The sequence below is a fragment of the Sphingomonas kyungheensis genome (assembly GCF_037120395.1).
Classification (GTDB): domain Bacteria; phylum Pseudomonadota; class Alphaproteobacteria; order Sphingomonadales; family Sphingomonadaceae; genus Sphingomonas; species Sphingomonas kyungheensis.
The window spans coordinates 578,358-601,841 of the sequence record NZ_JBBBDM010000002.1 but is presented as its reverse complement, the minus strand read 5'-3'; the positions used below and the strand labels follow the sequence as shown (position 1 = coordinate 601,841).

General features: G+C 69.4%; 22 protein-coding genes. 9 read left to right on the top strand and 13 right to left on the bottom strand.

Features of this window, described 5'->3' with window-relative positions:
- From V8201_RS06855 to V8201_RS06845, 3 genes are read right to left on the bottom strand one after another with little or no spacing between them, the layout of a single operon-like run.
- On the bottom strand, nt 1-1,044 hold the full coding sequence (locus V8201_RS06855) for a phosphotransferase family protein (RefSeq protein ID WP_336544819.1): 1,044 nt from the start codon (nt 1,042-1,044) through the stop codon (nt 1-3).
- Nucleotides 1,041-2,123 (bottom strand): Zn-dependent alcohol dehydrogenase, encoded by a 1,083-nt coding sequence (locus V8201_RS06850; RefSeq protein ID WP_037530656.1) that lies wholly within the window; start codon nt 2,121-2,123, stop codon nt 1,041-1,043. Before V8201_RS06850 ends, V8201_RS06855 begins: the two co-directional genes overlap by 4 nt.
- Complete coding sequence (locus tag V8201_RS06845; RefSeq protein WP_336544818.1) at nt 2,120-3,385, bottom strand: acyl-CoA dehydrogenase family protein; 1,266 nt, start codon at nt 3,383-3,385, stop codon at nt 2,120-2,122. The genes V8201_RS06850 and V8201_RS06845 overlap by 4 nt, the downstream gene beginning before the upstream one ends.
- A gap of 152 nt (nt 3,386-3,537) precedes the next feature.
- Here V8201_RS06845 and V8201_RS06840 point away from each other — a divergent pair, with 152 nt between their 5' ends.
- The 4 genes from V8201_RS06840 to V8201_RS06825 all read left to right on the top strand — a co-directional run bounded on the left by V8201_RS06840 (nt 3,538) and on the right by V8201_RS06825 (nt 7,570).
- Nucleotides 3,538-4,794: a TetR/AcrR family transcriptional regulator gene (locus tag V8201_RS06840; protein ID WP_037530653.1), complete on the top strand. Its 1,257-nt coding sequence runs from the start codon at nt 3,538-3,540 to the stop codon at nt 4,792-4,794.
- Between the two features lie 119 nt (nt 4,795-4,913).
- A complete protein-coding gene (locus V8201_RS06835) occupies nt 4,914-5,414 on the top strand; it encodes an EF-hand domain-containing protein (protein WP_336544817.1) in 501 nt (166 codons plus the stop codon).
- 72 nt (nt 5,415-5,486) lie between these two features.
- Complete coding sequence (locus tag V8201_RS06830) at nt 5,487-6,206, top strand: response regulator (RefSeq protein ID WP_037530652.1); 720 nt, start codon at nt 5,487-5,489, stop codon at nt 6,204-6,206.
- A 29-nt stretch (nt 6,207-6,235) separates the two neighbouring features.
- On the top strand, nt 6,236-7,570 hold the full coding sequence (locus V8201_RS06825) for a sensor histidine kinase (protein ID WP_336544919.1): 1,335 nt from the start codon (nt 6,236-6,238) through the stop codon (nt 7,568-7,570).
- Between the two features lie 3 nt (nt 7,571-7,573).
- On the opposite strand, the gene V8201_RS06820 is transcribed toward V8201_RS06825, so the two are convergent.
- From V8201_RS06820 to V8201_RS06775, 10 genes are all read right to left on the bottom strand, one after another.
- Nucleotides 7,574-8,854, bottom strand: coding sequence for an MFS transporter (locus tag V8201_RS06820; protein WP_336544816.1), 1,281 nt, complete (start codon nt 8,852-8,854; stop codon nt 7,574-7,576).
- A complete protein-coding gene (locus V8201_RS06815; protein WP_336544815.1) occupies nt 8,851-10,983 on the bottom strand; it encodes a M3 family metallopeptidase in 2,133 nt (710 codons plus the stop codon). The genes V8201_RS06820 and V8201_RS06815 overlap by 4 nt, the downstream gene beginning before the upstream one ends.
- A 51-nt stretch (nt 10,984-11,034) precedes the next feature.
- Nucleotides 11,035-11,196, bottom strand: coding sequence for a hypothetical protein (locus tag V8201_RS06810; RefSeq protein ID WP_200870317.1), 162 nt, complete (start codon nt 11,194-11,196; stop codon nt 11,035-11,037).
- A gap of 22 nt (nt 11,197-11,218) precedes the next feature.
- Nucleotides 11,219-12,001 carry a Crp/Fnr family transcriptional regulator gene (locus V8201_RS06805; RefSeq protein ID WP_037530645.1) on the bottom strand — a complete coding sequence of 261 codons (783 nt, stop codon included), beginning with the start codon at nt 11,999-12,001 and terminating at the stop codon, nt 11,219-11,221.
- Between the two features lie 85 nt (nt 12,002-12,086).
- Entirely contained in the window at nt 12,087-13,148 is a 1,062-nt protein-coding gene (locus tag V8201_RS06800) for a CgeB family protein (RefSeq protein WP_336544814.1), read from the bottom strand.
- Nucleotides 13,145-14,227: a CgeB family protein gene (locus V8201_RS06795; RefSeq protein WP_336544813.1), complete on the bottom strand. Its 1,083-nt coding sequence runs from the start codon at nt 14,225-14,227 to the stop codon at nt 13,145-13,147. Before V8201_RS06795 ends, V8201_RS06800 begins: the two co-directional genes overlap by 4 nt.
- The gene (locus tag V8201_RS06790; RefSeq protein ID WP_336544812.1) at nt 14,224-15,330 is read right to left on the bottom strand and encodes a CgeB family protein; all 1,107 of its coding nucleotides are present in this window, start codon (nt 15,328-15,330) and stop codon (nt 14,224-14,226) included. Before V8201_RS06790 ends, V8201_RS06795 begins: the two co-directional genes overlap by 4 nt.
- Entirely contained in the window at nt 15,327-16,427 is a 1,101-nt protein-coding gene (locus V8201_RS06785) for a glycosyltransferase family 4 protein (protein ID WP_336544811.1), read from the bottom strand. The genes V8201_RS06790 and V8201_RS06785 overlap by 4 nt, the downstream gene beginning before the upstream one ends.
- Nucleotides 16,424-17,491, bottom strand: coding sequence for an SDR family NAD(P)-dependent oxidoreductase (locus tag V8201_RS06780; protein ID WP_037530630.1), 1,068 nt, complete (start codon nt 17,489-17,491; stop codon nt 16,424-16,426). The genes V8201_RS06785 and V8201_RS06780 overlap by 4 nt, the downstream gene beginning before the upstream one ends.
- Before the next feature lie 42 nt (nt 17,492-17,533).
- Nucleotides 17,534-18,649: an NAD-dependent epimerase/dehydratase family protein gene (locus V8201_RS06775; protein ID WP_336544810.1), complete on the bottom strand. Its 1,116-nt coding sequence runs from the start codon at nt 18,647-18,649 to the stop codon at nt 17,534-17,536.
- Nucleotides 18,650-18,866: 217 nt separating this feature from the next.
- Here V8201_RS06775 and V8201_RS06770 point away from each other — a divergent pair, with 217 nt between their 5' ends.
- From V8201_RS06770 to V8201_RS06750, 5 genes are all read left to right on the top strand, one after another.
- Nucleotides 18,867-19,478 (top strand): histidine phosphatase family protein, encoded by a 612-nt coding sequence (locus tag V8201_RS06770; protein WP_336544809.1) that lies wholly within the window; start codon nt 18,867-18,869, stop codon nt 19,476-19,478.
- Nucleotides 19,475-20,260 (top strand): TIGR04290 family methyltransferase, encoded by a 786-nt coding sequence (locus V8201_RS06765; protein ID WP_037530623.1) that lies wholly within the window; start codon nt 19,475-19,477, stop codon nt 20,258-20,260. Before V8201_RS06770 ends, V8201_RS06765 begins: the two co-directional genes overlap by 4 nt.
- Nucleotides 20,257-21,174: a glycosyl hydrolase gene (locus tag V8201_RS06760; protein ID WP_336544808.1), complete on the top strand. Its 918-nt coding sequence runs from the start codon at nt 20,257-20,259 to the stop codon at nt 21,172-21,174. The genes V8201_RS06765 and V8201_RS06760 overlap by 4 nt, the downstream gene beginning before the upstream one ends.
- A gap of 133 nt (nt 21,175-21,307) precedes the next feature.
- A complete protein-coding gene (locus V8201_RS06755) occupies nt 21,308-22,279 on the top strand; it encodes an MDR/zinc-dependent alcohol dehydrogenase-like family protein (RefSeq protein WP_336544807.1) in 972 nt (323 codons plus the stop codon).
- 210 nt (nt 22,280-22,489) lie between these two features.
- Nucleotides 22,490-23,467 carry a Gfo/Idh/MocA family protein gene (locus tag V8201_RS06750; protein ID WP_336544806.1) on the top strand — a complete coding sequence of 326 codons (978 nt, stop codon included), beginning with the start codon at nt 22,490-22,492 and terminating at the stop codon, nt 23,465-23,467.
- The last annotated feature ends 17 nt before the right edge of the window (nt 23,468-23,484 follow it).

Sequence of the window (23,484 nt, the reverse complement as noted above, 5' to 3'; positions counted from 1 at the left end):
TCACGCGCCGGCCGCCTGCGCGAACTGCCAGCTCGCCGCGGCGAGCCGATGGACCTGCGCCGCGGACCGTTCCGCCTGCGCGCTCGATGCGGTGCCGTCGACGATGCGCTTCTTGATGCCCTGGACGATGCCGGTCAGCCGGAACAGATTATAGGCGAAATACCAGTTGAGGTCGGGCATCCCGTCACGACCGGTCCGCGCGCAATAGCGCGCCACCACCTGCTCCATGGTCGGGATGCCGGTGGCGGCACCGGTCTGCCCCTTCACCCCCGACCGTCCCTCCGGCTCGGTCACCCAGCTCATCAGGAAGTAGGAGAAATCGGCGAGCGGATCGCCGAGCGTCGACAATTCCCAGTCGAGCACCGCCGTCACCCGCGGTTCGGCGGGGGCGAAGATCATATTGTCGATGCGATAGTCGCCGTGGACGATCGCGGTGCGTGTCTGTTCGGGCACGGTGCGCGGCAGGAAGTCGATCAGCCGCTCCACCTCCGGCATCGGCTCGGTCTCGCTGGCGCGATACTGCCGCGTCCAGCGCTCGACCTGGCGCGCGAAATAATTGCCCGGCCGTCCGTAATCGCCGAGCCCCGCCGCGACATAGTCGACGGCGTGCAGGTCGGCGAGCGTATCGACCATCGCCTCGTAGAGCGCCATGCGCTCGGCCGGCGCGTGGTCCGGCAGCGTGCCGTCCCACAGCGATCGGCCATCGACCAGCGCCATGACGTAGAAGACCGCGCCGATCACGCCTTCGTCGTGGCACAGGGCATAGGGTCGCGCGACCGGGAAGCCGGTCGGATGCAGGCCGGCGATCAACCGGAATTCGCGATCGACCGCATGGGCGGAGGGCAGCAGCGACCCGAAGGGCTTGCGCCGCAGCACATAGGCGCCCGACGGGCTGTCGATCCGATAGGTCGGGTTGGACTGGCCGCCGGCGAATTTGGCATAGCGGATCGGCCCGGCGAAGTCGGCGACGTTCGCCTCCAGCCAGGGGGTGAGCCGGGCGAGGTCGAGCCGATCCTTGTCGGCGACGGGGATGGTGTCGGTCATGCGAAGGTGATCACGGTGCGCGTCGCATCGCCCTGCCGCAGGGTCGCGAACGCATCGTTGATCCGCGCCAGCGGCAGCCGTTCGGCGATGATCGTATCGAGGTCGAGCAGGCCGCGCAGATAGAAATCGACCAGCCGCGGGATATCGACCGGAAAGCGGTTGCTGCCCATCAGCCCGCCCTGCAACCGCTTGCCCGACAGCAGGTCGATCGCGGACAGGCCGACCCGCTCGCCCGGCGGCAGCATGCCGAGGATCGTCGCGGTACCGCCGCGGCGCAGCACCTTGACCGCGGTCGCGGCACTGTCGGTGCGGCCGACCGCCTCGATGGCATGATGGACACCGCCGCGGGTCAGCGCGATCACCGCATCCGCCGCGGTCGGATCGGCCGCGTCCAGGCTGTGCGTCGCGCCCAGCTGCTCGGCGAGCGCGCGCTTCTCCGCGACCGGATCGAGCGCGATGATCCGTCCGGCGCCGGCGATCCGCGCGGCATTGACCGCGGCGAGGCCGATGCCGCCGCAGCCGATCACGCACACCGTCTCGCCGGGCGTCACGTCGCTGGTGTTGAACACCGCGCCCGCGCCGGTCGTCACCGCGCAGCCGAGCAGCGCGGCGCGGTCGAGCGGCATCGCCGGATCGATCGCGACGCAGGCATGGTCGTGGACGAGCATCAGCTCGGCATAGGCGGACAGGTTGAGCATCTGCGCGACCGGTCTGTCGCCGAGCATCAGCCGCGGCGGCGCGCCCTTCGGCCGGCGCACCGCGGCATCGACGCACAGCGCCATCCGCCCGGTGACGCAGAATTCGCATTGCCCGCAATAGGCGGACAGGCAGGTGACGACCGGATCGCCGACCTTGACCGTGCGCACCTCGCTGCCGACAGCCTCGACGATCCCCGCCGCCTCGTGGCCGGGAATTGTCGGCAGCGCATGCGGATAGACGCCGTCGACGAAATGCAGGTCGGACCGGCAGACGCCGACCGCGCAGGTGCGGATCAGCACCTCGTGCGGCAGCGGATCGGCGACGGTGACGTCCTCGATCGTCAGCGGCGCGCCCGCCGCGTGGAGCACCGCCGCCTTCATCGCCGGTCGGGCCGCGGGGCCGCAGCATCGGCGTGGCGGCCGAATTCGGCGCGGGCGATCGCGCGATTGTGCACCTCGTCGGGGCCGTCGGCGAAGCGCAGCGTCCGCATCGCCGCCCAGGCATGGGCGAGGTGGAAGTCCTGCGACACGCCGCCGCCGCCATGCGCCTGGATCGCGTCGTCGAGGATCTGCAAGGCCATGGTCGGTGCGGCGACCTTGATCATCGCGATTTCGAGCTGCGCCGATTTGTTGCCGGCGCGGTCCATCATGTCCGCCGCCTTGAGGCAGAGCAGCCGCGTCATCTCGATATCGATCCGCGCCTTGGCGATGCGCTGCTCCCACACCGACTGATCGGCGATCCGCTTGCCGAAGGCGACGCGGCCGAGCAGCCGCCGCGCCATCGCCTCGATCGCGGTCTCGGCGACGCCGATCGTCCGCATGCAATGATGGATGCGGCCCGGCCCCAGCCGCCCCTGCGCGATCTCGAACCCCCGCCCCTCGCCAAGCAGCATGTGATCGACCGGCACGCGCACGTCGCGCAGCACCACCTCGCCATGGCCGTGCGGCGCATGGTCATAGCCGTAGACGCTGAGCATCCGCTCGATCGTCACGCCGGGCGTGTCCATCGGCACCAGGATCATGCTCTGCTGCGCGTGGCGCGGCGCGTCGGGATCGGTCTTGCCCATGACGATCGCGATGCGGCACCGCGGATCGCCGACCCCGCTCGACCACCATTTGCGGCCGTTGATGACGTAGTGATCGCCGTCGCGGACCATCGAGGTTTCGATGTTGGTCGCGTCGGACGAGGCGACCGCCGGCTCGGTCATCAGGAAGGCCGAGCGGATCTCGCCGTGCATCAGCGGCGCGAGCCAACGCTGTTTCTGCGCCAGCGTGCCGTAGCGGTGCAGCACCTCCATATTGCCGGTGTCGGGCGCGGAGCAGTTGAACACCTCCGCCGCCCAGTCGATCCGCCCCATCTCTTCCGCGCACAAGGCATATTCGAGGTTGGTGAGCTGCGTGCCTTCGAACACGAAGCGGTCGTCGACATGCGCCTGCCCCGAATGCGGCGGCATGAACAGGTTCCACAACCCCGCCGCCCTGGCCTTGGCCTTGCACGCCTCGATCGTCGGGATCACCTTCCACCGCTCGCCGCTCGCCGCCTCGGCGTCATGCTCGGCGCGGCGCGGGCGGATCTCGGCGTCGATGAAGGCGCGCACGCGGTCGCGAAATTCGGTCTCGCGTTGGCTCAGCGTGAAATCCATCCAACCTCTCCAGCCGTTCTCTCGCCATTGTCTAGGCCATACCGCACATTCGGTAAAGCGCCGACCAGCGCCCCCTCGCCCCGCCGGGCGAGGATCGGCAAGGCATGTAGAAAACACTGTTTCTTCGAAACCAGCATTGGTAGACGGGCGGCATGGAGCAACGCGAGGCGGACGCCACCGGCGTCACCAATGATGAGGAGACGGGCACGAAGCGCTTCCGCGCCAAGCGCGACGCGATCCTGGCCGCCGCCGCCGAGGCGATCAACGAACAGAGCGCCAAAGGCATGACCTTCGCCGACGTCGCCCGCCGCGTCGGCCTCAACACCACCAGCGTCACTTATTACTTCAAGCGCAAGGAAGATCTCGCCGCCGCCGCGTTCGAGCATACGCTCGATCAGTTGCTCGCGATGATCGACGAGGCGCATGCCGCCGCGACGCCGCGCGAGCGCGTCCGACGCTATCTGTCGCTCAACATGGAACGGTTGACGCGCGTCCAGCGGGGCGAGGAACGCGCCATGGCGGTGCTGTCCGATCTGCGCGCGACCGAGGAACCCAACCGTACCCGATTGCTGAATCGCTGGCGCGAGGTGTTCCGGCGAACGCGCGGCCTGTGGGGCCCGCCGGCCAATCGTGCCGAGACCGACCTGTTCGGCGCCCGCGCGCACGTGCTGCTCGAAAACACCTTCTGGCTGCCGGTCTGGCTGGTCCGCTACGAGCCCGACGAATATGCCCGCGTCGAGGCGCGGCTGATGGACGTGTTCGAATCCGGCATCGCCGCCGCGGACGTGGCCTGGACGCCGCAGCCGATCGACCTGACGCACGACGAGGGCGAGCCGGGCCGCGCCGCCTTCCTGCTCGCGGCGACGCGGCTGATCAACGAACTCGGCTATCGCGGCGCCTCGGTGCAGCGGATCGCCGCCGAGCTCAACGTCACCAAGGGCAGCTTCTACCATCATCTCGATGCCAAGGACGATCTGGTGATCGCCTGCTACCGGCGCAGCTTCGACACCATCTCCGACACGCAGCGGCAGGCCGATGCCGCGGGCGGATCGCACTGGCAGCGGCTGGTCAGCACGATCGCGACGCTGCTCGACGTCCAGTTCGCCGAGCGTACGCCGCTGCTCCGCACGACGGCGCTGTCCGGCCTGCCGGGCGAGGTGCGCAGCGCGATGGTCGATCGCTCCAACCGGATCGCGCGCCGTTTCGCCGGCACGATGATGGACGGCATCGCCGAAGGATCGATCCGCGCGGTCGATGCGCTGATCGCGGCGCAGGCGCTGATGGCGTTGCAGAATGCCGCGTTCGACATGCGCAAATGGGCGGCGGCGATGCCGCGCGATCGCGCCGTCGCCATCTACGCCTCGACGCTGCTGTTCGGTCTGTTCGACGATCGCGCGATCCGCGGCTGACCGACCGCCCGCGACAGCTTGTTACACTTTTCTCCCGTGCCGACACACGCCGGCGACACCCGCCTACGATAGGCAAGACCGGATGGACGGGGATCGGCCCCGCCGGGGTGGAGGTGCAGGTGATACGCAGGACTTTGGCGGCGATGATGGCCGCGGGCATGATCGCGGGCGCGGCGGGCGCGCAGACGCCGCCGCCGCCGCCACCCCCGCCCGGCGCAGGCGGCGGGATGATGCGGCTCGACGCGGATCACGACGGCGTCATCACGCGGGCCGAGATGCTCGCGGAGGCGGATGCGCGCTTCACCGCGATGGACACCAACAAGGACGGCACGGTGACGCCGGACGAACGCGAGGCCGCCCGCGCCGCGATGCGGGCGCAATGGCGCGGCCGGGATCGCCGCGCCGGTGACGCGCCGCCGCCGCCGCGCGACGGCGCCCGCCCGCCCCGCGAGGGCGCCGAGGCGATGACCCGTGCGCAAGCGCTCGACCATGCCGGGCGACGCTTCGACCGGCTCGACACCAACCATGACGGCAGGCTCGACGCGGCCGAACTCGCCGCGGCGCGGCCGATGCGCGGCCCCCGCGACAATGGCATGCCGCCCGCCCCGCCGGAGCAATAAGATACGGATCGGACGGGCCTTCGGTCCGTCCGGCCTTTGCAGGAGAGGTGCGCCGTGGCTAATGCCGAAGCGATGGGAGACATGCCGCACCTGCTGCTCGTCGACGACGAGCGTTCGATCCGCGAGCCGCTCGCGCAATATCTCACCAAACAGGGATTCCGCGTCACCCAGTCGGCGGATGCGGAAAGCGCGCGGATGCGGCTTGCCGCTTATGCGATCGATCTCGTCATCCTCGACGTGATGATGCCGGGCGAGGACGGCCTGTCGCTCTGCCGCCATATCGCCGCGACCAGCGACACGCCGGTGATCCTGCTCACCGCCAAGGCGGAGGAGACCGACCGGATCGTCGGGCTGGAGATGGGCGCCGACGATTATGTCGTGAAGCCCTTCTCCCCGCGCGAACTGGCGACGCGGGTCAAGGTGGTGCTGCGCCGCCTCACCGCCGGCGGCGCGCGCCAGCATGCGCCGGAAAGCGGCTCCTATGCCTTCGCCGGCTGGGTGCTCAAGACCGGCGAGCGGGCCCTGGTGGATCGCGAGGGCGTGTCGGTGCCGCTGTCGACCGGCGAATATAACCTGCTGCTCGCGCTGGTGACGCGGCCGCGGCAGGTGCTGACCCGCGACCAGTTGCTCGACCTGACGCAGGGGCGCGAGGCGGCGGCGTTCGATCGCGCGATCGACAATCAGATCAGCCGCCTGCGCCGCAAGATCGAGACCGACGCCAAGCTGCCCGAGATCATCAAGACGGTGTGGGGCGGCGGCTATACGCTGGCGGCGGAGGTGACGCGGCTGTGAGATGGTGGCCGCGCAGCCTTGCCGGCCAGATGGCGGTGCTGATCGCGCTCGCGCTGTTCATCGCGCAGGCGGTGAATTTCGGGCTGGCGCTGCGCGAGCGCGCCGCCTTCCGCCTCGCCCAGGCGACGCGGCCGGTGGCGATCCGCATCGCCGATGCGCTCGAACGCGAGGCGCAGGGCGGTCGGCCGATCGCGCCGGACCATGGCCGCATCCGCCGCGCCACCCGCGCGGTGATCCCCGCCGGCCTGCCGCGCCTGCCCGAACTCGCCGCCGAACTGCGGACGCAGCTGCGCGAACAGGGCGTCGACGTCGGGCGGATCGACACCGGCCTGCGCGACTGGGCCGAGGTCGACGATGCGACGCAGCGGCGCGACGCCTCACGCGGCGAACGGGTCCGGCGCGAGCGCGACCATCCCGAACAGATGCTGCTGATCGCGATCGAACAGCCGCGACACGGCTGGCTGACGGTGATCGTGCCATGGGACGACGACGGCGGCGTGCGGCTGTTCTGGCGCCTGTTCCTGCAGACGCTGATCCTCTACGGCGTCGTGCTGCTGCCGGTGCTGTGGATCGCACGGCATATCGCGCGGCCGCTGCGCGAGCTGACCGCGGCGGCGCAACGCTTCGGACGCGGCGGCGGCGAGCCACCGGTCGCCGTGGTCGAGCGTGGCCCGGCCGACATCATCCTGCTCGTCCGCTCGTTCAACGCGTTGCAATGGCGCGTCACCGCGATGCTCGACGAGAAGGACCGGATGCTCGGCGCGATCGGCCACGATCTGCGCACGCCGCTCGCCGCCTTGCGGGTCCGCATCGAATCGGTCGACGATGATACCGACCGCGCGCGCATGGCGGAGACGATCGCCGAGATGAACCGCACGCTCGACGATATCCTGTCGCTCGCACGGATGGGGCGGCCGAGCGAACCGCTGACCGAAGTCGACCTTGCCGCCCTGGTCGATGCGGTGGTCGAGGATTTCCGCGATCTCGGCCAGGACGTCGCCTTCGAGGAAGCGGCCCGGCTGCGCATGCGGCTGCGCCCGTCGCTGATCCGCCGCGCGATCCGCAACCTCATCGAGAATGCGGTCAAATATGGCGGCAGCGCCGAGGTGCGGCTGATCGCCGAGCCGGCCAGCGTGTGTATCGAGGTCGCCGATCGCGGGCCGGGCATCCCCGACAACCGGCTTTCCGACGTGTTCGAGGCGTTCACCCGGCTGGAGACGTCGCGCAATCGCGACACCGGCGGCATCGGCCTCGGCCTCGCGCTGGCGCGGACGATCGTGCGCGAGGCGGGCGGCGACGTGCGGCTCGCCAACCGCAGCGACGGCGGGCTGTGCGCGACGATCGAACTGCCGCGCGCCGCCTGACCGTCAGTCCTCGACGATCCGGCTGTGCACCTGCGTATCGCGCATCCGCCAATAGGTGACCAGCGACACCGCGATCATCGCCGTGACATACCAATAGAAGGCCCGCTCCATCTGCGCGCCCTTCAGCCAGAGCGCGACATATTCGGCGGTGCCGCCGAACACGGTATTGGCGATCGCATAGGGAAGCGCGACGCCGAGCGCGCGGATATGCGCCGGGAACAGCTCCGCCTTCACCACCGCATTGATCGCGGTATAGCCGGTGACGATCACCAGCGCCGCCATGACGAGCGCGAAGGCGGCGAGCGGATCGCGCACCGTCTCCAGCGCGCGGAAGATCGGCACCGTCGCCAGCACGCCGGCGACGCCGAAGCCGATCATCAGCGGCCGCCGCCCGATCCGGTCCGACAGGGCGCCGGCGAGCGGCTGGATCAGCGCGTAGAGCGCCAGCGCGCCGGTCATCACCCAGGTCGCGGTTTCGCGGCTGAAGCCGCTGGTGTTGACCAGGAACTTCTGCATGTACGTGGTATAGGCATAGAAGGCGAGCGTGCCGCCGGCGGTGAGCAGCACCACCGTCGCCGCCTCGCGCGGGTGGGTGGTGAACAGCAGCCAGCCGCTCGATTTGGGCTTGTCCTGCGCATTGGCAAAGGCCTCGGTCTCCATCAGGCCGCGGCGGATGAAGAAGACCGCGATCGCGAGCAGCCCGCCGAGCGCGAACGGAATGCGCCAGCCCCAGCTTTCGAGCTGCGCCTCGCTCAGCACCGTCTGGAGCAGAAGCAGCGTGAACAGCGCGAGCAACTGCCCGGCGATCAGCGTGACATATTGGAAGGACGAGAAGAAGCCGCGCCGGTTGCGCCCCGCCATTTCCGACAGATAGACCGCGCTCGCACCATATTCGCCGCCGACCGACAGGCCCTGCATCAACCGCGCGACGACGAGCAGCGCCGGCGCCCCCCAGCGGATCGAATCATAGCCCGGACAGATGGCGATCAGCAGCGCGCCCGCGCACATCAGCGTCACCGACAGCGTCAGCCCCGCCTTGCGCCCGCGCCGGTCCGCATAGATGCCCATGATCCACGCGCCGATCGGCCGCATCACGAAGCCGACCGCGAACACCGCCGCGGTGTTGAGCAATTGCGCGGTCGGATCGCCCTTGGGGAAGAAGTGCGGAGCGAAATAGAGGCCGAACGCCGAATAGACGTACCAGTCGAACCATTCGACCAGATTGCCCGCCGACCCGCCGAGGATCGAGCGGAGCCGCCCCGCCGGCGCGCCCGCGCTGCTCACCGTGCCGCCGCCGCCGCAAAGCCGCGCTTGCGCAGCAGCGCGCCGACATCGGGATCGCGGCCGCGGAAGGCGCGATAGGCCTCGGCGCGGTCGGTCTCGTTGCCGGTCGACAGCAGGATGCGCGCGAACCGGTCGGCGGTCGCCTTGTCCCACGGACTGCCCGCCTCTTCGAACGCCGCGAAGGTGTCGGCGTCCATCGTCTCCGACCAGAGGTAGCTGTAATAGCCCGCCGAATAGCTGTCGGACGCGAACAGGTGATTGAACTGCGGCAGGCGGTGCCGCATCACTAGGGCGTTCGGCATGCCGATCGCGGCCAACGTCGTCCGCTCGAATGCATCCGGATCGACGACGCCGTCCGCCACCGTGTGCAGCTTCATGTCGACGATCGCCGAGGCGAGATATTCGGTGGTGGCAAAGCCCTGATTGAACGTCTTCGAGGCATCGATCTTGTCGAGCAGCGCCTGCGGCATCGCCGCGCCGGTCTGGTAATGGCGGGCATATTTGTCGAGGACGTCGCGGGTCAGCAGCCAATGCTCGTTCACCTGGCTGGGGAATTCGACGAAGTCGCGCGGCGTTCCGGCGAGGCCGGGATAGGTGACGTCCTGCAGCATCGCATGGATCGCATGGCCGAATTCGTGGAACAGCGTCTGCGCATCGTCGAGGCTGATCAGCACCGGCGCCCCCTTCGCGCCCTTGGCGAAATTGTTGTTGTTCGAGGACAGCACCGTCTGTGCCGGCGCGAGGCGACGCTGGCCGCGATAGGTATTCGCCCAGGCACCCGAGCGTTTGCCGGTGCGGGCGAAATCGTCGCGATAGAACAGGCCGACCTCACGGCCGTTGCGATCGGTGACGTGCCAGACGCGCATGTCGGGATCGAACACCGGTACCGTGCCGGTGATCTCCTTGAAGGTCAGCCCGTACAGCCGGTTGGCGGCATATAGCGACCCCTGGATGATGTTGTTGAGTTCGAAATAGGGTTTGAGTTCCGCCTGATCGAGGTCGTAGCGGCGCTTGCGCACCTGTTCCTGGTAGAAGCGGTAATCCCACGGCGCGATGGTGAGCTTGGCGCCGCTCTGGTCGGCGATCGCCTGCATGTCGCGCACCTCTTCGGCGACGCGCGCGGTCGCCGCCGGCCAGACGCGCAGCATCAGCGCCATCGCCGCCGCCGGCGTCTTGGCCATCGTATCCTGCATCCGCCAGTCGGCATGCGTCGCGAAGCCGAGCAGATGCGCACGGTCGGCGCGCAGCTTGACGATCTGCGCGATCACCGCATTCGTGTCGTTGGCGTCGCCATTGTCGCCGCGGTTGGTGAAGGCGCGCCACACCTGTTCACGCAACGCGCGGTTCTGCGCAAAGGTCAGCACCGGGTCGACCGCCGAGCGGGTGTTGACAATCGCCCAGCCCGCCTGGCCGCGTTCGGTCGCCGCCGCCTTCGCCACCGCCTTGACGCTGTCCGGCACGCCGGCGAGCATCGCCTCGTCCGTCACCGCGATCGCGGTCGATTCGTCGGCGAGCAACCGCCGCGAGAATTCGCTGAACGCGCTGGCGAGCTGCTGGTTGTACTGCGACAGCCGCGCCTTCTGCGCGGCATCGAGCTTCGCGCCCTGTCGCACGAAACTGTCATAGGTGCGCGTCACCAGCCGCTGCTGCTGCGAGTCGAGCTGCGCGCGCGCCGCATATATCGCGGCGATCCGGGCGAACAGCTTGGCATCGAAGGTGATCGCGTCGGAGGCGGCGGCGATCTTCGGCGACCATTCGCGGTCGAGCGCCTGATAGGCCGGCGTGTTGCGATTGCCGGTCATCACGCCGAACAGCGTCATCACCCGGCCGAACCGCTGCCCCGCGAGCTGCATCGGCACGAAGGTGTTGGCGAAGGTCGGTGCCGCCGGATTGTCGGCGATGCGGCGATATTCGGCGGCGCGCTCGGCAAGGCCGACGGTGAACGCCTCGGGGAACAGCTCGGGCGTCACCTTGTCCCACGGCGGCACGCCGCCATAAGGGCCGGTCCAGTCGGCGAGCAGCGGATTGGTCGCGCCGGGGCGCGCCTCGGCGACGGCGGTGTCGCCGGCGACCAGCGCACCGGCGGCGAGCGGCAGGCTGACGGCAGCGGCAAGGATCAGGGGGAACACGGCGATCTCCGGATGGGTCGGCGGGCCAGCATAGCCGCTGATCCCTCCACGTCACCCCGCCGATTGCGTCGCGATACGGTCCGCCGCCGCAAGCAGCCGCCGCCCGGTCTCCGCCGCGGCGGCCGGCGTCATCGTCACCGCGATACCGCCCGGACCGTCGAGCAGCACCTGCCCGACCTCGATCGATACCTCCCCCGCCACCGTCTGGACCAACGGGGATGTCCGCCATCCATGCTCACGAGGTTTTCCAGACGCCGCAGTCCGAGTAGAGATAATCGCTGTTGAATTCGGCGGTGGTGCACAGGCCACGGTGATCGAGAATCTCGACCCGCCCGTTCTTGAAGGTGAGCAGGCCGCGCTCGCGCAAGGTGCGCAAGGTACGATTGACGTGGACGCCGGTCAGCCCGCACGCCTCGGCGAGATCGGGCTGGGTCAGCGGCAGGTCGAACTGTCCGTCCTGCGCCAGCCCGACCATCTCGAGCCGCGCATACAATTCGCAGAAGAGATGCGCGAGCCGCCCCTCGGCGCCGAGCCGGCCGAGCCGGAAGATCCATTCGCGGTGCATCGCCGCGTCGATCAGCGTCGCGAACCACAGGAAGCGGGTCAGCGTCGGATGGCGTTCGGTGATGCCGACCAGCGCCTGATGATCGAACAACGCCACCTTGACCGGCCCGAGCGTGCCGATGTCATGATCGAGCCGCCCGGTCGGAAAGCCGTGCAGATCGACGAAATCGCCCGGCACGTGGACCGAGACGAGCTGCCGATAGCCCTCGCGATCGTCCATATAGCGCGTCACATAGCCTTCGATCAGCATCATGCTGCTGTCGACCGGCTCGCCACGGCGGACGAGATGATGACGGGCGGGATAGTCCTTCACCGCCATCGCCGTATCTTCCAGCACGCGGCGTTCCTCGGGCGTCATCCGCGTCCGGCCGCGCCCCATCAGGAAGCGCCCGGTCTGCGGATAGCGCGCCACCTCGCCGTCGGTTTGATCGCTTTGCGTCGGATCGTCTCTCATCAGCCTGCTCGAACAAGGATCGTTACCGGAACGTTCCATTGCCGGGCTTGCTCCGCCAGGCAAGCGCGTTCGTCTGTCGCCGCCGTCACGCCGCGCACGCCGTGATGCGATCGGCCAGATAGGCCTCTAGCTCGGCGGCGCGCGTATCCGCGCCGTGCGCGGCGAGGACGCGGCGGCGCGCGGCGGCGCCGATCGCGGCGGCGTCGCGCGTCAGCGCCGTGCGGACGTCGTCGCCGGTGTCGGCCAGGATGATCTCCGCGTCGTCGGCGAGGATCGCGTCGAGCCCGTCCCAGCGATCCGAGATGATCGGCGTGCCGCACGCCGCCGCCTCGAACAGGCGGACCGAGGGCGACCAGCCCGCCGCGATCATATCGGCGCGGGTGACGTTGAGCGTGAAGCGCGACGCCGAATAGAAAGCGGCATGACCGGCGGGCGGCAGATGCTCGATCCGCTCGACATTGTCCGGCCAGTCGATGCCGGCGGGATATTGCGGGCCGGCGACCGCGAACCGGCGCTGCGGCTCGGCGCGGGCGACGTCGATCAGCAGCCGGGTCAGCGTCGGCTGGCGATCATCGCTATAGGTGCCGAGATAGCTGAGGTCCCAGCGTGTGGGCACGTCGAGCGGCCGATAGGCGGCGGTGTCGACCGAGCAATAGAGCGCGCGCGCCGCGGGCGCCTTGAATTCGCGTTCGAGCCGGTCGAGCGTCGGCCCGCCGGTGAAGCTGAGATACAGGTCGTAGCCGGGGATGATCGCCGGCGAGAGATATTCGAAATCGCCGCGCGCCAGCTTGGCGAGCGTCACCGGCGTATCGATGTCGTAGAAGGCGGTGACGCCGCATGCCTCTGCCTGCACCCAGCGCCCGACCGCGACGCCGTCGGGCACGTAGGAGCCGACGATTACCGCATCGGCCTGCGCCACCCTGCCCCGCCAGCGTCCGAGATCGGCGAGGTCGCGGTAATAGGCGAGCTCGCAATATTCGGGATCGATCAGATCGCGATGATCGCCGGCATACCAGGGCACCTCCCGTTCGAGGAACAGGATGTCGTGCCCCCGCGCGGCGAACGCCTTGAGCAAGGCACGGAAGGTGGTGGCATGGCCATTGCCCCAGGACGATCCGAGGCTGAGGCCGAGGACGACGAGCCTCATGCCGCCGCCTGCGCGCGATGCGCCCGGAACAGCGCGTCGACCTGCTCGGCGCGCAGATCGTAGGTGTGCTCCGCCAGGACGCGCCGGCGCGCCGCCTCGCCGATCGCGGCGGCGCGGTCGGGGGTCAGAGCCGCGAGATGATCGGCGACGTCCTGCCCGTCGCGGGCGACCAGCACCTCGACGTCGGGGATCAGGAACTGCTCGATCCCCTCCCATGCGTCGGTGATCAGGCAGGCGGCGGCGCCCGCCGCCTCGAACACCCGCGTCGCTGGGGAGAACCCGATATGCGCCATGCTGTCGCGCGCGACGTTGAGCACCGCGCGCGGCGTGCAGTTGAAGGCGTTATGCTCGGCGGTATAGACGTGGCCGCGGTGCCGGACGTTGTCCGGCATCGCCTTGCTCTCCCAGCCGTTGCCGCCGATCAGAAAGCGTTGCTTGGGCAGCGCGGCGGCGGGGCGGAGGAAGAATTCCTCGACCCGCGCCTCGCGATCGGGCAGCCGGTTGCCGAGGAAGGCGAGATCACAGGCGAAGCGCTCGTCGCGCGGCACCGGATGATGCGTCTCCGGATCGACCGCATTGTAGACCGGGATGCAATGCCGTGCGCCGAAGCCGGTATAGGCGTCGACCACCGGCGGGCCGCCGCCATAGGTCAGCACCATGTCGAGCGCCGGCAGCGCGCGCAGCACCGGATGGCTCGCATCGGCGCGCATCTCGTCGAGCGTCGCGGCGGCGTCGACGTCCCAGAAGACGGTCAGCGCGTCGCCGCGCGCATGGCGGACGATGCCGTCGAGCAGCTCCGCATCGAACACGCCGACGCCATTCGCCTTGACGACGATATCCGCCGCCGCCGCCTCGGCCAGCACGCCGTTCAGCGCCTCGACCGTGGCCGGATAGACCACCGACCGGGCATAGGGCGGCGGGTCGATGTCGCGGTGCTGCTGCCGATCGAACGCATCGGGTTCGTAGAAGGTGATGTCATAGCCGCGGGCGTGCAGCGCCTTGAGGATCCCGCGATAATAAGTGGCGGCACCGTTCCAGTAGCTCGATACCAGGCTGGAGCCGTAAAAGGCGATCTTCATGCAGCGTCCTTGCGGGCGTGGGGCGCGATCCGCGCGACGATGGCGAGCAGCTCGTCGACGCGATGCGCGCAGGTATGGCGGGCGAGGATCGTCTCGCGCCCCGAGGCGACGAGCGCGGCGCGCAGATCCGCATCCTCGCGCAGGTCGCGCAACGCCTGGGTCATCGCATCGCCCGATGATACCATCAGGAAATCACCGTCGCGGAACAGCCGCTCGCTGTCCTGCCACGGGGCCGAGACGAGCGGGATGCCGCAGGCGAGCGCCTCGAAGACGCGGATCGTCGGGATGCCGGGGAGGATCGTCGCATAATAGCGCCGCGGCACGTGCACCGTCGCCAGCGCGCGCGCGAACAGCCCCGGCGCGGCGGCATTCGGTGCCCAGCCGTGATAGCGCGCGCCATAGCGGGCGAGCGTCTCGCGCGCCGGTTGCGGGTAGCGGACGCCGTAGATGTCGAGCGACAGTCCCGCCTCCCGCGCGGGTTCGAACAGGAAGGTCTCCAGCTCCTCGGTGCGTTCGCCGTCGCCCCAATTGCCGATCCAGACGAGGCCGTCGCGCGGGCCCTCCTCGGCCGGCGGATGGAAGCGACGGACATCGGCCGCCTCGTGCCAGGTCCATACCCGATCGCCCCAGCCCCAGCCGCGATAGACCTCGCTCAGCGCCTCACCGAAGGCGAGCACGCCGTCATAGCCGGACAGGTCATAGGCGCGCATCTGATCGGGCTCGCTGACCGCGCGATGATGCGTGTCGTGGAACAGCAACGTCCAGGGCGCGCCCCGCCGCCGCAGCCCGCCGAGCGCCGCGACCAGATCATGGTCGTTCCATTCGTGGACGATGACGAGATCGGCCCCGTCGACCATCGCCGCGACATCCGCGCCGAGCGGATAGCTGACCGAGCCGAGTTCGGGATAGGCGGCGCGATAGGCGTCGAGCCCGTCCGGCCCGTGATCGGCGACGAGATTGGCAAGGCTCCAGGCGTGTTCGGGCGCATAGACGCGGACGTCGTGGCCGCGAGCGAGCAGCTCGCTGAGCACGCCGCGGAGGAAATGGGCATTGCCGTGGTTCCAGCAGGAGACGAGGCTGTGGGTGAAATAGACGATCTTCATGCGGCGGCTCTTCGAATGGTCGGTCGGGTGAGCGTCGCGCGATACAGCGCGAGCATCTGGTCGGCGGTCGCGGCCGGTGTGTAGCGCGCGGCACGCAGCCGCGCCGCCTCGCCGAGCGCGGCGCGACGCGGACCGTCTAGCGCCAGCGCCTCGATCGCGCGGCACCAGCCGTGGTCATGGCCGTCGGCCGGCACGAACAGCGCGACCCCCTCCCACAGCTCGCGGAACGTCGGAATGTCGGCGAGGACGAGCGCACATCCCGCCTGCGCCGCTTCGAGCACCGCCAGCCCGAACGGCTCGAACCGCGCGGCGGAGACGAAGATCGGGCACCGCGCGAGATGCCGCGCCAATTGCGCGCCCGACACCTCGCCGAGCCTATGCAGATGCTCGAGCTGGATCGTCTCGCCATGCGGCCCGCGCGTCGCGCCGGCGGCGAGGAAGGGGATCGGCAGCCGCGCCGCAGCGCGATCGAGCAGAGCGGCGTTCTTGACGTCGTCCCACAATCGCCCGACCGTCAGCGCGACATCGGCGGGCGCGCCGGCAGGCGCGACCTCCGACAGGCTGCGGCCGTTGTGGATCGCGAGCACCGGTCGGGCGAGCGCATAATGGCGCGCGACGACCTCGGCATAAGCGGCGCTCGGCGCGACCACCCGGTCGACCGCGCGCAACCCCGCGGCGGTGAGCGCGCGGTGCCAGCGATAATCCGCGGCGAGCGGTACGTCCCGCGCCGCCTGCCACCAGGTCGCGACACAGCCATGCGCCACCGCGATCGACGGCAGCGGCGCTCCCGCCGCAGCAAGCGTCGGCATATTATAGTGGATGAGGTCGACGCCCTGCGCGACTGCCAGCGCGGCGATCGCCGCGCCCGCGGCCTCGACCGGCGCGGCCTCGTGACAGGTCCAGTCGAGCGGCAGGCCGGTGCCGACGAGCGTCACTGCCCTGCCCGCCGCATCGAGCATCGCGCGCTGGTCGGCATTGGGCGGCGGCCCGAGCACCGCGACGACGCTGGTCACGCCGCGTGCGGCGAGCGCCACCGCCAGCTCCGCCGTATACTGCCAGACGCCGCCGACCGCATCGGTGGTCAGCAGCAGCCTCATTCCGCCGCCATCGGCTGCGGATCGGCGATGGCGATGTCGAAGCCGCGTTCGGCGGCGAGCCAGCGTGCCAGCGCCGCGACGCCCTCCCGCCAGCCGACCCGCGCCGACAGGCCCAAGGCAGCCTCCGCGGCGCGCGTGTCGGCGACGAAATAGCGCTGATCGCCGGCGCGCCAGTCGGCGGCATGGATCGCCACCTCGCGCCCGATCAACCGGCCGATATGGGCGAGCAGCACGCGCAGCGAGATCGCATTGTCCGGCCCGCCGCCGAGGTTGAACGCCCGTCCCTTGACGGTATCGATCCGCCGCCACGCCTGCAGATAGGCCTCGACCGCATTGGCGACGTCGAGGATGTCGCGGACCTGATAGCCGTCGCCGTAGAGCGTGATCGGCTGGCCTTCGAGTGCGCGGATCAGGAAATGGGCGACCCAGCCCTGATCCTCGGTGCCCATCTGGCGCTGGCCGTAGATGCAGCTCATCCGCAGCACCGCGGCAGGCACGCCGAAGCTGCGCGCATAATCGAGCACATATTGGTCGGCGGCCCCCTTCGACACGCCATAGGGCGTGTGGAAGTCGAGCGGCCGGTCCTCGCCGATGCCGTGACGCCGCACGCTCGTATCGACCGGCTGATAGGCCTCGCCCTGCCGTTCGAATTCGAGGTCGGCGAGATCGCCATAGACCTTGTTGGTCGAGGCGAAGATCACCGGCGTGCCGGGCTTGCGGCGCACCGCCTCGAGCAGGTTGAACGTGCCGAGGATGTTGATCTCAAGATCGTCGCGCGGATCGTCCATGCTGGTCGTCACCGCGACCTGCGCCGCCATGTGGAACACCGCCTGCGCCGGCGCGACCGCGCGATCGAGCGCGTCGCGGTCGCGGACGTCGGCCCGGATCGCGGTGATCCGGTCGCCGTGCCGCTCCTGCAACCAGCGCAGATTGCGCTCGACACCCGGCCGGCTGAGCGCGTCATAGACGATGACGTCATGCCCCTCGCCCGCCAACCGGTCGGCGATGTTCGAGCCGATGAAGCCGGCGCCGCCGGTGACGAGGATCGGCGCCTCAGCAGCCACGGAACGCCCCCGCTTCGCCGGATCGCTCTGCGAGACCGGCCGTCATGCGACCAGCCCCCGCTGTTCGAGCTCCGCCCGCGCCTGCGCGACATTGTCCTCGGCGCGCTGTTCGCCGACCCATTCGGCGAGTTCGGCGAGCCCTTCGATGAAATCCTGCCGCGCGGTGAAGCCGAGCCGGCGTTCGGCGAGGCTGGTGTCGCAGAAGCAATGGCGGATGTCGCCGATCCGCGCCTTGCCGACGATCTCGGGGCGGATGTCGTTCTTGTTCATCGCCTTCGCCAGCGCCTCGGCGACCTGCGTCACCGACCGGTCCTGGCCCGAACCGATGTTGAACGTCTCGCCGACTGCCTCGGGCAGCACCAGGGCATCGGCGAAGGCGCGCGCCACGTCGCTGACGTGGACGAAGTCGCGGCGCTGCTCGCCGTCCTCGAAGATCATCGGCTGCTGGCCGTTGAGCAGGCGCGAGGCGAAGATCGCCAGTACGCCGGTATAGGGGTTGGACAGCGCCTGACCCGGACCATAGACGTTGAACAGGCGCAGGCAGACCCCCTCGATCCCATAGGGCTTGGCCATGATATGGGTGGTGCGCTCCTGCACATATTTGTTGAGCGCGTAGATCGAGGCGAGGCTCGGCCGCTTCCATTCCGGCGTTGCGATCGGGGTCAGCGGGCGGCCCTGCGCGTCGGTCGGGTCCCAGTTCGCCATGCCGTCGCGCACCGCGCCGCGCTCGGCGTCCTCGATCGTACGGCCGTCGGCGTCGCGATACAGGCCCTCGCCGTAGATCGACATCGACGAGGCGGTGACGACGCGCCGCACCGGCTGGTCGATCAGTTTCTCGAACAGCACCGCGGTGCCGACATCGTTGGTCGAGGTATAGCGCTCGACCTCGTACATCGACTGGCCGACACCGACTTCGGCGGCGAGGTGGATGACGCTGTCGACGCCGTCGAGCGCGCGGGTCACGGCGGCACCGTCGCGCACGTCGCCGCGGATCAGCTCGATGCCGTCAGAGAGCAGCGGCGGCCGGTCGACCTCGCCGTGCACCTGCGGAATGAGACTGTCGAGAACGCGCACGTGATTGCCGCGGCGCAGCAATTCTTCTCCAACGAAGCGGCCTATGAAGCCCGCCCCACCCGTGATCAATACCGTTTCGGTCATAGTCTATTGATCCGGATCAACGACACCACCGCTGTATTGCTGTCTTTTCTGTTCATCCGCCGACCCGCCCCCAATTGGCGATTATTCGCTACGGTTGTGGAACGAAGGTTCTTCTTCTTTGTTCCTACGGGGTTATGCGGTAATCTCGTTAACCGAGATCAATCCGCTGTTGGGGATGACCGGGCGGCATGGGGGATGGCGGCGGAATGGCGGGACAGTGACGGCGACCTTTCTCCTGATCCGCCACGCGGCCCATATCGATCTCGACCAGCGGCTGTCGGGTCGTCGCGCCGGTGTACCGCTGAGCGAGGCCGGACGCGCGCAGGCGGCGGCGCTCGGCCGCGGCCTGGCAGTGCGACGCGCCGACATGCCGATCGAGCGGATCGTATGCAGCCCGCTCGACCGCACGCGCGAAACCGCCGCCGCGATCGCCGCCGCCTGTGGCCTGCCGGCGCCCGAACCGATTGACGCGCTCACCGAAATCGACCTCGGCGACTGGACGGGCATCGCCTTCGCCGATCTCGGCGGACCGGACTGGCAGGCGTGGAACGATCATCGCGACACCGCCCGCGTCCCCGGCGGCGAGACGATGGCGGAGGCGCAGGCGCGGATCGTCGGCTATATCACCACCGCCGCGACGCAGCAGGACGGCGCGCATATCGCGCTGGTCAGCCATTCCGACATGATCCGCGGCGCGGTCGCCTTCGCGCTCGGCCTGCCGCTCGACCGGCTGCTCCGCTTCGACGTCGGCCCCGCCTCGGTCAGCCGCATCGTCGTCGGCGACTGGGGCGCCAGGCTCATCAGCCTCAACGAACAGGTCGCTGCATGACACCCGAAACGCTGCAAGCCGAGGTCGATCGCCTCGCCCCCTGGTTCCACAACATCGACCTCGGCCACGGCATCCACACCGCGCCCGATCATTTCCTCGGCGACTATCCCCGCTTCAAGTACCGGCGCTTCGCCGATGCGCTGCCCGCCGACCTCACCGGCCGGTCGGTGCTCGACATCGGCTGCAACGCCGGTTTCTATTCGGTCGAGATGAAGCGGCGCGGCGCCGCGCGGGTCGTCGGCATCGACAGCGACGAACGCTATCTGGACCAGGCACGGCTGGCGAGCGCGGCACTCGGCCAGGAGGGGATCGAGTTCCGCAACCTCTCCGTCTATGACGTCGCTGCGCTTGGCGAGCGATTCGATCTCGTCATCTTCATGGGCGTGCTCTACCATCTGCGCCACCCGTTGCTCGCGCTCGACCTGATCCGCGAGCATGTCGCCGGCGACCTGATGCTGTTCCAGACGATGCAGCAAGGTTCGACCGAGATCGCCCCGGTGCCGGAGGACCATCCCTTCTTCGTCCCCGGCACGCACACGCCTCCGCCGCTGTTCGACGAACCCGGCTATCCGAAGCTGCACTTCATCGAGCAGCGCTTTGCCGGAGACTGGACCAACTGGTGGGCGCCCAATGCCGCGGGAAGCGCGGCGATGCTGCGCGCGGCGGGCTTCCGGATCGAGCAGCAGCCGGAGGCCGAAGTCTATCTGTGCCGCATCGCCGCCGTCCCCTATCAGGCATACGGACCGGCCGCGGTCTATCCGGCGAAAGGGAGGCAGGCATGATCGAAGCCGCGATGATCTGGAACGAGCCCAACAACAAGTCGCATTGGGATGTCGAGGTCGATCCCGACTGGTCGATCTTCGCCGATACGGTGATCCGCGCCGGACAGGCGATCCATGCGGTCAACCCGGCGGTGACGCGCGTGCTCGGCGGGATGAGCCCGATCGATCCCGACTGGGTGCGGCGGATGCGCGGCTACGGCGCACTCGACGCGGTCGACGTCGTCGCGGTGCACGGCTTTCCGCTCGACTGGAACCTGTGGCCGATCCACGCCTGGCCCGACAAGATCGCCGAGATCGAGGCGGTGGTGCCCGACAGGCCGATCTGGGCGACCGAGGTCGGCGTCGGCAGCTTCGGCGCGGAAGAGGTGCAGCAATTCGGCGTGCGCCGCACCGCCGAGCTGCTGCTCGACCGCGTGCCGCGCGTCTTCTGGTATTCGCTGTTCGACCTGCCGCAGAGCTGGGGCGCGACGACGCGGCACCGCGAGGCGGAAGGGTCGAGCTATTACCGCCACTTCTACATGGGCCTGATCCGCGAGGACGGCACGGCCAAGCCCGGCCTCGACGATTATGCCGCGGTCGCCGACCGGATGGGCCTGATGCAATGGTTCCATTATCAGGACCCGCGGCTCGACGAGGCGGTGGCGTGGATGAAGCGGCTCGGCACCAAGCGGCTGCGCACCGGCCTCAGCTGGGCGGACAGCTTCCGCCCGGACGCGATCGACTGGTTCGACCGGCAGATGGAGGCGCTCGCCGATTTCGACGTGACGGTGACCTTCTGCTTCACGCCCGAGCATCTCGGCGTCCAGCCGCATCACAGCAGCGCGGCGCGCGACCCGCAGCAATTCGCCGATTTCTGCGCCTGGATGATCGACCGCTATGCGCCGGCGCGCCCCTCCGCCGTGGCGGCGGAATGAGCGTCGCGCGCGGCGGCGGCGCGATCGCGCTCCGCGTTCGCTCGGCCGGGCGATATTGCCATGCAGCGTCGACGCCATGCCGGGCTCGTTCATGAAGGATAGATCGTTGCAGAACCAATTGGGTGCAGAGCGCATGCCAGCGGCCGTGCTGACCGCGCCGGGGCAGATCACGCTGACCGAGGCGCCGCTGCCGCAGCCCGGCCCCGGCGAAATCCGGCTCAAGCTCGAAGGCTGCGGCGTCTGCGCCTCGAACCTCGAGCCCTGGGCGGGTCTGCCGTGGCTGACCTATCCCGGCGAGCCGGGCGGGCTCGGCCACGAAGGCTGGGGCCGGATCGACGCGCTCGGCGCGGGCGTCAGCGGATTGGCGGTCGGAGACCGGGTCGCGGCGCTCTCCTATCGCAGCTTCGCCGGCTATGACGTCGCGCCGGCCGACCGGGTCGCGCCGCTGCCCGCCGCACTCGACGGGCAGCCCTTTCCGGGCGAGCCGCTCGGCTGCGCGTTCAACATCTTCCGCCGCAGCGACATCCGTGCCGGACAGACGGTGGCGATCATCGGCATCGGCTTTCTCGGCGCGGTGCTGACCAAGCTCGCCAGCGATGCCGGCGCACGCGTCATCGCCATCTCGCGCCGGCAGGAAAGCCTCGACCTCGCCCGCCATTACGGCGCCGCCGAGACGATCGTGATGGACGATCACTGGCGGATCATCGAAACGGTCAAGGCGCTCACCCCCGGTGACGACGGCGAACCGCGATTGTGCGAGCGGGTGATCGAGGCGGTCGGCAAATCCTGGCCGCTCGACCTCGCCACCGCGCTGATCGGCTTCGGCGGGCGGCTGGTCGTCGCCGGCTATCACCAGGACGGGCCGCGCCAGGTCAACATGCAGGAATGGAACTGGAAGGGCATCGACGTGATCAACGCGCACGAGCGCGATCCGGCGGTGCAGATGCAGGGTCTGCGCGAGGCGATCGACGCGGTGGCGAGCGCGCGGTTCGATCCGACGCCGCTCTACACGCATCGCTATCCGCTGGGGCAATTGGCCGAGGCACTGGATGCGACGCGCGACAAGCCGGCCGGCTTCGTCAAGGCGCTGGTGGAACTGGAATAGCAATCCTCCCCGGCACGGGGAGGGGGACCAGCGCAGCTGGTGGAGGGGGGCCTCCACAAACGATATCGCTTGCGGCGAGCCCCCTCCACCACCGCTACGCGGCGGTCCCCGGCATCGGGTCGGATCGTCCCCCGGACGATCCTTGAGCATGTGGGGCATGCTCAACCCGCTGGCCCCGTCCCGGGGAGGATTTACGTACAAGGACGGGTGATGACTAAGCCACGCGTGGGATTTCTGGGGACAGGATGGATCGGCCGCCATCGCATGGCGGCGATGGCCGAGACGGGTGCGATCGAGGTCGCGGCGATCTGCGACCCGTCCGCGGACTGCGTCGCCGAGGCCCGCGCCGTCGCGACCGAGGCCGCGGTGGTCGAGTCACTCGACGCGATGCTGTCGCTCGGGCTCGACGGAGTGGTGATCGCGACGCCCTCGGCGCTGCATGCCGATCAGGCGATCACCGCTTTGTCCGCCGGCGCGTCGGTGTTCTGCCAGAAGCCGCTCGGCCGTTCCGCCGTTGAGGCGCAGGCGGTGATCGACGCGGCGCGCGCCGCCGACCGGCTGCTCGGCGTCGACCTGTCCTACCGCCATACCGAGGCGATGCGCACGATCGCCGGCCTCGTCCGCGACGGTACGCTCGGCGACGTCTTCGCGATCAATCTCACCTTCCACAACGCCTACGGACCAGGCAAGCCGTGGTTCTTCGATGCGGCGCAGTCGGGCGGCGGCTGCGTCATTGACCTCGGCGTCCACCTCGTCGACCTCGCCTTGTGGACGCTCGATTTCCCGCCGGTATCGGACGTGACGGCGCAGCTGCGCGCCGGCGGCAGGCCGCTCGCCCCCGGCGGTGTCGAGGATTATGCCGTCGCGCAGTTCACCGCGGGCACGGCCATCGTTCGCCTCGCCTGTTCGTGGAATCTCCACGCCGGCCGCGACGCGGTGATCGAGGCGGCCTTCTACGGCAGCCGCGGCGGGGCGGCGCTGCGCAACGTCGATGGCTCCTTCTATGACTTCACGGCGCAGCATTTCGCCGGTACGCACGCGACCACGCTGACCACGCCGCCCGATGCCTGGGGTGCGCGGTCGGCTGCCGTTTGGGCGGAGCAGCTCGCTGCCTCGCCCGCATTCGATCCTGCCGCGGCCCGGTTCGCGCGCAGCGCCGAGGTGCTCGATCGCATCTACGGCCGATAGGAAGGACAGACGCAGGC

Excerpts from the sequence above, each read along its gene's own strand:
- V8201_RS06750 (WP_336544806.1), top strand. The coding sequence starts at position 22,490 with ATGACTAAGCCACGCGTGGGATTTCTGGGGACAGGATGGATCGGCCGC.
- V8201_RS06760 (WP_336544808.1), top strand. The coding sequence starts at position 20,257 with ATGATCGAAGCCGCGATGATCTGGAACGAGCCCAACAACAAGTCGCAT.
- V8201_RS06850 (WP_037530656.1), bottom strand. The coding sequence starts at position 2,123 with ATGAAGGCGGCGGTGCTCCACGCGGCGGGCGCGCCGCTGACGATCGAG.
- V8201_RS06805 (WP_037530645.1), bottom strand. The coding sequence starts at position 12,001 with ATGAGAGACGATCCGACGCAAAGCGATCAAACCGACGGCGAGGTGGCG.
- V8201_RS06855 (WP_336544819.1), bottom strand. The coding sequence starts at position 1,044 with ATGACCGACACCATCCCCGTCGCCGACAAGGATCGGCTCGACCTCGCC.
- V8201_RS06775 (WP_336544810.1), bottom strand. The coding sequence starts at position 18,649 with ATGACCGAAACGGTATTGATCACGGGTGGGGCGGGCTTCATAGGCCGC.
- V8201_RS06790 (WP_336544812.1), bottom strand. The coding sequence starts at position 15,330 with ATGAAGATCGTCTATTTCACCCACAGCCTCGTCTCCTGCTGGAACCAC.
- V8201_RS06795 (WP_336544813.1), bottom strand. The coding sequence starts at position 14,227 with ATGAAGATCGCCTTTTACGGCTCCAGCCTGGTATCGAGCTACTGGAAC.
- V8201_RS06825 (WP_336544919.1), top strand. The coding sequence starts at position 6,236 with ATGGCGGTGCTGATCGCGCTCGCGCTGTTCATCGCGCAGGCGGTGAAT.
- V8201_RS06845 (WP_336544818.1), bottom strand. The coding sequence starts at position 3,385 with ATGGATTTCACGCTGAGCCAACGCGAGACCGAATTTCGCGACCGCGTG.
- V8201_RS06755 (WP_336544807.1), top strand. The coding sequence starts at position 21,308 with ATGCCAGCGGCCGTGCTGACCGCGCCGGGGCAGATCACGCTGACCGAG.
- V8201_RS06840 (WP_037530653.1), top strand. The coding sequence starts at position 3,538 with ATGGAGCAACGCGAGGCGGACGCCACCGGCGTCACCAATGATGAGGAG.
- V8201_RS06800 (WP_336544814.1), bottom strand. The coding sequence starts at position 13,148 with ATGAGGCTCGTCGTCCTCGGCCTCAGCCTCGGATCGTCCTGGGGCAAT.
- V8201_RS06785 (WP_336544811.1), bottom strand. The coding sequence starts at position 16,427 with ATGAGGCTGCTGCTGACCACCGATGCGGTCGGCGGCGTCTGGCAGTAT.
- V8201_RS06830 (WP_037530652.1), top strand. The coding sequence starts at position 5,487 with ATGGGAGACATGCCGCACCTGCTGCTCGTCGACGACGAGCGTTCGATC.
- V8201_RS06765 (WP_037530623.1), top strand. The coding sequence starts at position 19,475 with ATGACACCCGAAACGCTGCAAGCCGAGGTCGATCGCCTCGCCCCCTGG.